Source organism: Paenibacillus sp. 22594, from assembly GCF_052044425.1.
Classification (GTDB): domain Bacteria; phylum Bacillota; class Bacilli; order Paenibacillales; family Paenibacillaceae; genus Paenibacillus_AQ.
The window spans coordinates 373,895-382,793 of record NZ_JBQENA010000005.1; the positions used below are offsets into that span (position 1 = coordinate 373,895).

The 8,899-nt window shown below is 51.4% G+C and carries 8 protein-coding genes; 4 read left to right on the forward strand and 4 right to left on the reverse strand.

Annotated elements, in window-relative coordinates; translation table 11 throughout:
• The coding region (locus tag ACTJKB_RS18995; protein ID WP_440835960.1) for a hypothetical protein at nt 1–192 on the forward strand (192 nt) is incomplete at its 5' end.
• Nucleotides 193–533: 341 nt separating this feature from the next.
• On the opposite strand, the gene ACTJKB_RS19000 is transcribed toward ACTJKB_RS18995, so the two are convergent.
• Both ACTJKB_RS19000 and lipA read right to left on the reverse strand, forming a co-directional pair.
• Entirely contained in the window at nt 534–1,133 is a 600-nt protein-coding gene (locus ACTJKB_RS19000) for a YutD family protein (RefSeq protein ID WP_440835961.1), read from the reverse strand.
• A 384-nt stretch (nt 1,134–1,517) separates the two neighbouring features.
• Entirely contained in the window at nt 1,518–2,420 is a 903-nt protein-coding gene (gene lipA / locus ACTJKB_RS19005) for a lipoyl synthase (RefSeq protein ID WP_440835962.1), read from the reverse strand.
• A gap of 265 nt (nt 2,421–2,685) precedes the next feature.
• Between lipA and ACTJKB_RS19010 the strand changes: the two genes are divergently transcribed.
• Nucleotides 2,686–3,753, forward strand: a complete 1,068-nt coding sequence (locus tag ACTJKB_RS19010) for a M23 family metallopeptidase (RefSeq protein WP_440835963.1) — start codon at nt 2,686–2,688, stop codon at nt 3,751–3,753.
• Nucleotides 3,754–3,821: 68 nt separating this feature from the next.
• Here ACTJKB_RS19010 and ACTJKB_RS19015 read toward each other — a convergent pair whose 3' ends face one another.
• Nucleotides 3,822–5,519 (reverse strand): alpha amylase N-terminal ig-like domain-containing protein, encoded by a 1,698-nt coding sequence (locus ACTJKB_RS19015; RefSeq protein WP_440835964.1) that lies wholly within the window; start codon nt 5,517–5,519, stop codon nt 3,822–3,824.
• Between the two features lie 125 nt (nt 5,520–5,644).
• Here ACTJKB_RS19015 and ACTJKB_RS19020 point away from each other — a divergent pair, with 125 nt between their 5' ends.
• Nucleotides 5,645–6,679: a LacI family DNA-binding transcriptional regulator gene (locus ACTJKB_RS19020; protein WP_440835965.1), complete on the forward strand. Its 1,035-nt coding sequence runs from the start codon at nt 5,645–5,647 to the stop codon at nt 6,677–6,679.
• A 195-nt stretch (nt 6,680–6,874) separates the two neighbouring features.
• On the opposite strand, the gene ACTJKB_RS19025 is transcribed toward ACTJKB_RS19020, so the two are convergent.
• Nucleotides 6,875–7,576, reverse strand: a complete 702-nt coding sequence (locus ACTJKB_RS19025; protein ID WP_440835966.1) for an alpha/beta hydrolase — start codon at nt 7,574–7,576, stop codon at nt 6,875–6,877.
• 334 nt (nt 7,577–7,910) lie between these two features.
• Here ACTJKB_RS19025 and ACTJKB_RS19030 point away from each other — a divergent pair.
• Nucleotides 7,911–8,899: beta strand repeat-containing protein (locus ACTJKB_RS19030; RefSeq protein ID WP_440835967.1), on the forward strand; the 989-nt coding region annotated here is incomplete at its 3' end.

Consider the following 8,899-nt stretch of genomic DNA (forward strand, 5'->3'; position numbering starts at 1 on the left):
CTGGGGCTGGGGCTGGGGCTGGGGCTGGGGCTGGGGCTGGGGCTGGGGCTGGGGCTGGGGCTGGGGCTGGGGCTGGGGCTGGGAGTAGTTGGACTGGAGCTGAGAGTTCCCGCTAGCTTAGTGATCCTGCATTTCGCCAGTAGTTGCTTGGCCGCCTTAGTCTTTGGGGGCAAGCTCAAGTGGAAAAAGTGAACTTAAACCGCCCTATCTCGCTCCAAAACAAGCAATAGTGGGAAAAAGTACCTCTAATCTGGCCGATTCGCACCATACCAGGTAAAATCGTCTACATTAAGTATACTTATTCCAACTAGCACTGCTTACGGATCCCTCTTGAGTAAATTTAAGTTCACTAATTCCACTTCACTCCCCCTGATGTTCTTCACAAACAAGCGGTATCGACATAATACCAAGTAGAAAAGCATCATCATCTCTAAACATACAGATCCTTACACTATCATTAAAAAAGGTGTCACGGAAGCCAGTTCAGAGCTGGCTGCTGAGACACCTTTTTCCGCTACACTTCTTAATGATCCTTAGGTAGAAGGATTCTGGGGCTGGTTTTGCGGTGATCTGCCTTGAGAATCCTTGTTGTTTCTTCTGCCCTGATTTTCTTTATTGCGGTGATTTCGGCTTTGATGCTCACGAACGGGTCTGTCTTTCGCTCCGTTCTCTTTGGGTGCCCCGCCCATGTTCTTGTCACGGGCTGCCGGATTTGAATTGGAGGATGGCTTGGAGACATGCTCCCGGAGCACCTTTGCAGTAACCGCTGGTTCTGCCGCATCCTGCTCAAGTTCATCCTCCATTCCAGGCTCAGGAATTTCTTTGATCAGAATATCCTTGAAGGTGCCTTCTTTCGGCATTTCCTTCAGCTTGTGGAGTACAAAATAGGCACAGCCAAAGTTGCAGTATTCATTAATGTAATCCACCATACCTGAAATCGCGGTATCCCGGTTCACCTTGGGGTGGTTATCCCGGTAAAAGCCTTTCAGGCGCAATTGGCTATAACCCCAATCCCCAATAATGTAATCGTACCGGTCCAGCACTTCACTGTATCTTCCACGAAATGCCTCCGGGTTCCAGCCGTCCTTATGATCCAATACGAGCTCGTAGCCCTTTCCACCTATAACGATCAAGCGTTTGTCGCCTGCCTTTCAAGTTAAACTTTGGGAGGGGGGGCGTTGATGGGCCGTCATTCCGCGGGTTTTTGGATTTCCGGCCGCTGTTGTCTGCAGATTTCTCTGATTGAACCGCTATAAGCGGTTGAAATCTGCAGACAAAGGCGGACGCTGGCGCTCCTCCAATTCCAAAATCCCTCTCCATGACTCCCTCAACGCGGGAGGTGGCAGCAAACACAAAAGCAAGTTGATTGCTGCGCTCCAACTCTCTACCTTAACCCCTAAAGACTAAAGACTAAAGACTAAAGAGTTAAGACTAAAGATTAAAGATTAAAGATTAAACATTAAACATTAACTGTGACTCCGTCACGAGACAAATTTACTACTCAAATTTGTACGAGCTTATAAAGAAACGGAACGCTCTTCACGGGCAGCGGTAGCGGACTTCACCTGCTCATGCGCATGATAGGAGCTGCGCACCAGCGGGCCGGACTCCACATGGCTGAAGCCGCGCTTCAGCCCTTCCTCCTTGAGCAGGGCGAATTCCTCAGGAGTATAATATTTCTCCACGTTCAGATGCTTTGGTGAAGGCTGCAGGTATTGACCCAATGTCAATATATCACAATCCACCGCCCGCAGGTCATCCATCGCCTCCAAAATCTCATCCCATTCCTCGCCAACGCCAAGCATAATACTGGATTTGGTTGGGATGTCCGGCTTCATCTCCTTGGCTCTGCCCAGCAGTTCCAGGGAACGGCGATATTTAGCCCGCGCCCGCACTCGGTCAGACATCCGCTCTACCGTCTCAATATTGTGGTTCAGTATATCCGGCCGGCTGTTCATTACAATTTCAAGGCTGTCCCGGTCGCCCAGAAAATCCGGTATCAGCACCTCTACACTGCACAGCGGAAGGCGCTTACGGATTGCGGCTACGGTCTCGGCAAAAATCTGTGCACCGCCATCCTTCAGATCATCGCGGGCCACGCTCGTGACCACACAATGTTTCAGTTGCATGCCCTCGGCAGCCTCAGCCACACGCTCCGGCTCCAAAAGATCGAGCTCCGTAGGCAGACCTGTATTTACGGCACAAAACCGGCAAGCCCGGGTACATATGTCACCCAGTATCATAAAAGTAGCCGTGCGGTTAGCCCAGCATTCATAGATATTCGGGCAGCGTGCTTCCTCACATACGGTATGTAGAGTTTTGGAACGCATCATGCCTTTAATTTCCTGATAATGTTCACCCGTCGTTAACTTGATTTTGATCCAGTCTGGCTTGGGTTGTTTGGCTGTTCGATTAGTCAAAGAGAAGAACCCCGCTTTCGCCTGAATATTTAGTTGCATCCTTAAAGTTTGCTGCCTCATATTATAGCATGTGCAAGGGCCATTTGCCTGTTTTTGTGAACCTTTGGGCAAGGATGGATAAAATAAGCCCATTTGCTTCACTCTACAAGTAGAAACGGCTACGCCGTTAGCATTATTAATTCTTATCTTTTACAAAAAGCACCCCAAGGGTGCTCTTGATAAGAACTTGTTAATATATCTGCACCGGACCTAGGAGGTTGTAAACATGCCGGCTCTATTCAGAATCACTGCAATACAGAAAACAGTACTCTGCCTGTCAGCCGCCGCCCTGCTATGGGGTACAAGCTATCCGGGGGCAGCGGCTGCAGAATTACGCCTTCCCTCAGTCCATACTGGAGCTGTGTCAGACAAAGACACACTCTCTGCCCGCCGCAAGGAGCTGTATGATCAAATCAGCGCTGCTACAGGGGTTGCCTGGTTCCGTTTCGCTGCTATTGACCAATATGAACGGACGATTGCCAAAAAGAAAAGCGGAGCCGCGGAGCCCGCCAATCCCCGCCTTACCGGAATCAGCATCCCTGCGCCGGTATGGTGTGGACCGCTGAACCCGGATCAAGTGGACCAGACCCCGCAATCCATCGGTTTTTTTGGAGGATTCGGAAAAGATGGGTCCGGCGACGGTGTGGCCGATCCCGAGAATGATGCTGATGTGCTCTACAGTATGGCAAAACATCTGATGAAATACGGGGATTCTGCCAGCGACTTCAATATCGGTGTGTGGGAATATTACCATAACGGCAGGGCAGCTCAGCGGGTAGCACAGTTTGCCAAGCTGTACGAGCATTTCGGACGGCTTGATTTGTCGGGCAGCGCTTTTCCTCTGCCGGTGGGCTCCCTCTATTCCTACCGCAGCACCTGGGGCACCGGCAGAAGCTGGGGCGGAGCGCGTATCCACGAAGGGACGGATCTGTTCACACCTCACGGCATGACTGTGCGCAGCACCTGTTTTGGTATCGTGGAAACTAAGGGCTGGAACCGCTACGGCGGCTGGCGGATCGGTATCCGCGATATCGAAAACCGCTATCATTATTACGCCCATCTGGCAGGGTATGAAAAATCCGTCTCCCGTGGAGATATTGTGGCTCCCGGCCAAACGATCGGCTGGGTCGGCAGCTCCGGCTACGGCAATCCGGGCACTCAGGGCAAATTCCCGCCTCACCTGCATTATGGAATCTACCGCGACCGGGGGATTACGGAGTGGGCCTTCGATCCTTATCCATTACTGAAGCAGTGGGAGAATGCGGAATACAAAGCTTTGAAAAAACGGAAGTAATTGCAGCCATTCCACCTGATCATCAGACGACGCCCTGTCCTGTCAGCATGGAACAGATGCAGCTTACTCTAGTGGAGCATTAGACAGCCGAAGGGTTCGAGCTCCACAACCAGACGATCACCATTTAAGATCGTTGTCCCTGTCAGCAGGTCGGTCAACTCTGAGGTGCCGGAGCGGAAACTGTCCACCTCCAGGTGATAGCGGTTAGGGGAATTATTAATAACCAGCCCTATCTTCTCCTGCCCGCTGGACCGGACGTAGCCTAGAACATTGCGGGTTTCATCCGTAAACCAGGGACGGAAAGCACCTTTTCGCAACACCTCATATTTCTTCCTAAGACCGATCAGCTCCGTATACCAGGCATGGAGTGCGCTATTCTGCTCTTGCTCGCGCCACACCATCGGCCGTCTGCAGTGCGGATCCGTCGCACCCTCCATGCCAACCTCATCTCCATAATAAATCATAGGCATACCGATATAGGTCATTTGAAAGAACACTGCCAGCCTCATCCGGTATATCGCCGTTTCCTCATGATTCCAGCCCCGCCCCCCCTGCTTGCAGGCCGTCAAAAACCGCAGCGTGTCATGGCTGCCAAGCAGCTGGAACATGGCTGCATTCGCCTGATCGTTGCAGAACGCTTCCTGATGGAGCACTTGCTCCATAAAGCGCACCGGCCCTGCAGTCTGCTCTGCAAAAAACTCCAGCACCGCGTCGCGAAGGACATAATTCATGCCGCCATCGAACTGGTCGCCTCTAAGCCAGGGCCCGGAACCATGCATGATCTCACCAATCAGCAGCAGCTCGGGGAATTCTGCTTTGAGTTCACGGCGAAACCGCGTCCAGAACTTTGGAGACACCTCATTGGCCACATCCAGACGCCAGCCGTCAATGCCCGCCTCACGTACCCAATGCTTGGCTACCTCCATCATATAATCCGCTACTTCCGGATTCTCCATATTCAGCTTGGGCATATGCGCCTCTGCTTTGGCGAAGGTCTCATAGTTCGGAGAAGGGGTTTGCACCACTGGGTAGGAATGGATCACAAACCAATCCTTGTACCGTGAATTCTCTCCATGCTCAAGCACATCCCTGAAGGCAAAAAACGTATCACCGGCATGGTTGAACACGGCATCCAGCAGTACCCTGATCCCATGGCGGTGAGCCTGATCCACCAAAGCCTTCAAATCCGCTGTAGTGCCGAACATTGGGTCGACCTTGTAGTAGTCAGAGGTATTGTATTTGTGCTCGGAAGGAGACTCAAATATGGGCGTCATGTACATAGCTGTGATGCCCAGCTGCTGCAGATAGGGGATTTTGTCCAATATCCCTTTCAGGGTTCCTCCGTTATAGCTGCTGGGATAAATCTGATAGACTACCGCATCCTGGCTCCAGGAGGGAATCTTGACCGCTTCCGGGTGGTGCATGTAAGCATATTGAAAAGAGCCGGCATGCTCTCTGTTCTCTGCTATCCCTCTCTCTCCGTACCACAAATATTCTCCGGCAGGGTTCATGACATGGAACAAGTATCTGCATTTGCCGGTTGCCAATGGAAGGACGGCCTCATGAATCTCATAAGCTCCGGCAGAGCCGATCCGCTCCATTGGAAGCGGAATTTCGCTCCCCGGCGAGTCATAGCGGTCAGAATGAATCACGGTGCAGGTCAAATGCTGCCCATTCTGCACAAAAAGTCGCAGCTTCAGGCTACCGGGGCCAACCGGAAAAGCAAAGGGATCTTCAGCAGTATGGTATAGAAACCAGCGGGTCATATGATACAAGCTCCTTTTATTGTATGATGGGTTTATATCTTGATCATTAGCAGAAACGGCTATGCCGTTTGAAATCTATAATCCTTATATTTTCAAAAAATCCGGCTGGATCGTGAGGGAAAACTATGAAGGTAACGATTACGGATATCGCCTCAGCGGCAGGTGTAGCCAAATCCACAGTTTCTAAGGTGCTGAATGATTCACCGAAAATTTCGCAGGAAACCAAACACAAGGTCAGAGAAATTATGAAACAAATGAATTACACTCCCAGCAGCATCGCCACAGGTTTAGCCCGTCAGAGCAGCAGCAATATCGGGCTGTTGATCGACATGTCCAAATCCAGTGAATTCCTGAACCAGTTCTTCTACAGCATCATCGGCGGCATTGAAAGTGTAATCGGATCCATGAAATATGAACTGACCATCGCCAATGTGGAGCATAACCACCCGGAGGGCCATTTCCTGCACAGGCTCGTAAGAAGCAAACGGGTCGATGGGCTTATCGCCAACACCTCGGTGCTTACAGAGGAACTATGTATGGAGCTCAACCGGCTCCAGTTCCCATATATTTCGCTGGGGGAAGTTGCCGGCTCCGAATGTTGGGCCGATTTCGATAACGAAGCTGGCGGTAGAATGCTCACCCGGCATCTGCTGGAGGAAGGCTATTCTGCGGTTGCCTTTGTTGGCGGGCAGGAGGGAGATCCTCTCTTCATCCGCCGGTTGGAAGGCTGCCGGCACGAGCTTTTGAAAGCAGGACTATCCCTCCCGGAGCAATGGATTCTGAACGGCTCGGCAGAAGAGGCGGTAGGTTATCAATCGGCCAAACAGCTGCTGCTTAGCGAAACGCCACCGGATTCCCTGATCTGTATGAGCAATTTTGCCGCATTTGGGGCACTGCAGGCTGCAAGAGAGGTAGGGGTACATGTTCCTGCTGAGCTTGGAATTGCAACCTTTGATGAATATCCGTTGTCTCGCTACACCACACCGCCATTAACCTCGCTTAATCTGGACACTTTTCATCTGGGGGTATCCGCCGGAGAGTTGTTAATGGAAAGGATCGACGGCAAAAATGAAGCTGGCCGCGGGCTGCTACTGAGACCGGAGTTAATTCCGCGTGAGTCAACATTTAGAAAAGCGAGGGAAACCGGTTTCCCTAAATAGAAACTATCATACCAGTCTAGAGATGTCAACGGAATAAGGCATGTCCCTTTAGTGACAAGTGGAAACGGCTTCGCCGTCCTTTTAAGGGACGGAATCCGTTTCAGCGAGAAATAGAAGGATGATTTTTAGCGTGAAACATATAAATCCTTATATTTTTAAAAAACCTCCTCCACGTTTGCCGTGAAGGAGGTTTTGTTATTTCGCTGAGTATTCCTGCAGCTTATTTATTGAAGCTCTGCCGAAGCCTTCAATAAACTGCAGCACCTCATTCATCATTAAGCCGCTGTCATCGCAGTGGCACAACATGTGGCCGCTTCGCTCCACCATTAATACACGTTTGCTTGCCGAGGGGATGGTGCGGTGCAGATAGGCCGCGCTTTTTGCTCTCACCAGATGATCCCTGCCGCCCTGAACGATTAAGGTAGGGGTCTCAATCTGCGGATAAATCTCAAAGCTCTCACGCACCAGACGCTGAAATTCTCTTGTAGCCTTCACCGGAGTAGAGCCGAACTTGCTCAGGTAATTCCGGATCATGACCGGGCTGCCCAGGGTCCTCAGAATCTCCAGCAGGTTAAGCGGAAAAACAGGCGTAGACAGCAGCGTAAGCGACTTGATCTGTTCCGGGTACTGCACAGACAGGTGGGAAGCAATAAGCGCTCCGGTGGAAAAACCGATCAGGTGCACCCTGTCGCCATCATTCAACATCTCTTGCAGTTGGTCTTCGGCGCTCTGCCGCCAACCCTGCCTGTCGGACTGAAGCAGGTCATGCCGGCTCCCCCCATGTCCTTTTAGCGTAAAGGTTCGGGCATGGTACTGATGCCGTTCCAGAAATTGCGCGAGCGGTGAGATTTCGTACTCCCCTCCCGTGAAGCCGTGTATGAATAAGCAGCGTTCCATAGGCGCCCTCTTTTCGTCGGAATTATTTATTATTGGCCTATTATGAATGATTCCCATATTTAACCCATTTTAAGAAAAATAACCCTAAACACTCCAATCGTCAAGTTTTGACTCCGGACAAGGGTGGAACTGTATTTTTTTGATCTTGCTGCCCAAGCATTACCGGAGTTCTTCCATATAGTAATATCACACCATTCGAATGGTTTTGTTCAGCTGTACAGGCTATTGCTCTATTTGAATCACTGCCTATTCATTTGAAAACCCAGACGACGGTTTGGGATTTTTACTGTGAGCAGGTTGCTCGGCCTATTCTATTAAGAGAGGATGAACTCTTTTGCCAAATTTCAGTTCGTTTCAAGCAAACCCCGACAATCTGCGAACGCTGATCTTCGGGCGAGACCCTTCCACACTGATTGACCGCCCTCTCACCACCGATGCCAGCGGAAACCTGACTACAGTCATCCTTAACGGTACAATCTCCAGCGTGCTCGGTGCTACCATCACTGCCGGTACATTATCTTCGGCGGGTACGGTCACCAACCTATTAAACGGTACGATTACCAGCGTGCTTGGTGCTACCATTACTGCCGGTACATTATCGTCTGCGGGTACGGTCACCAACCTATTAAACGGTACGATTACCAGCGTGCTTGGTGCTACCATTACTGCCGGTACACTATCATCGGCGGGTACGGTCACCAACCTATTAAACGGTACGATTACCAGCGTGCTTGGTGCTACCATTACCGCCGGTACACTATCATCGGCGGGTACGGTCACCAACCTGCTGGATGGTACCATTACCAGCGTGCTCGGCGCTACGATTACCGCCGGTACGTTGTCATCGGCGGGTACCGTAACCAACCTGCTGGATGGTACGATTACCAGCGTGCTCGGGGCTACGATTACTGCCGGTACGTTGTCATCGGCGGGTACAGTAACCAACCTGCTGGATGGTACGATTACCAGCGTGCTCGGCGCTACGATTACTGCCGGTACGTTGTCGTCTGCGGGTACGGTAACCAACCTCTTAAATGGTACGATTACCAGCGTGCTCGGCGCTACGATTACCGCCGGTACATTATCATCGGCGGGTACGGTCACCAACCTCTTAAACGGTACGATTACCAGCGTGCTCGGGGCTACGATTACTGCCGGTACGTTATCGTCTGCGGGTACCGTAACCAACCTGCTGGATGGTACGATTACTAGCGTGCTCGGGGCTACGATTACTGCCGGTACGTTGTCATCGGCGGGTACGGTCACCAACCTCTTAAACGGTACGATTACCAGCGTGCTCGGGGCTACGATTACTGCCGGTAC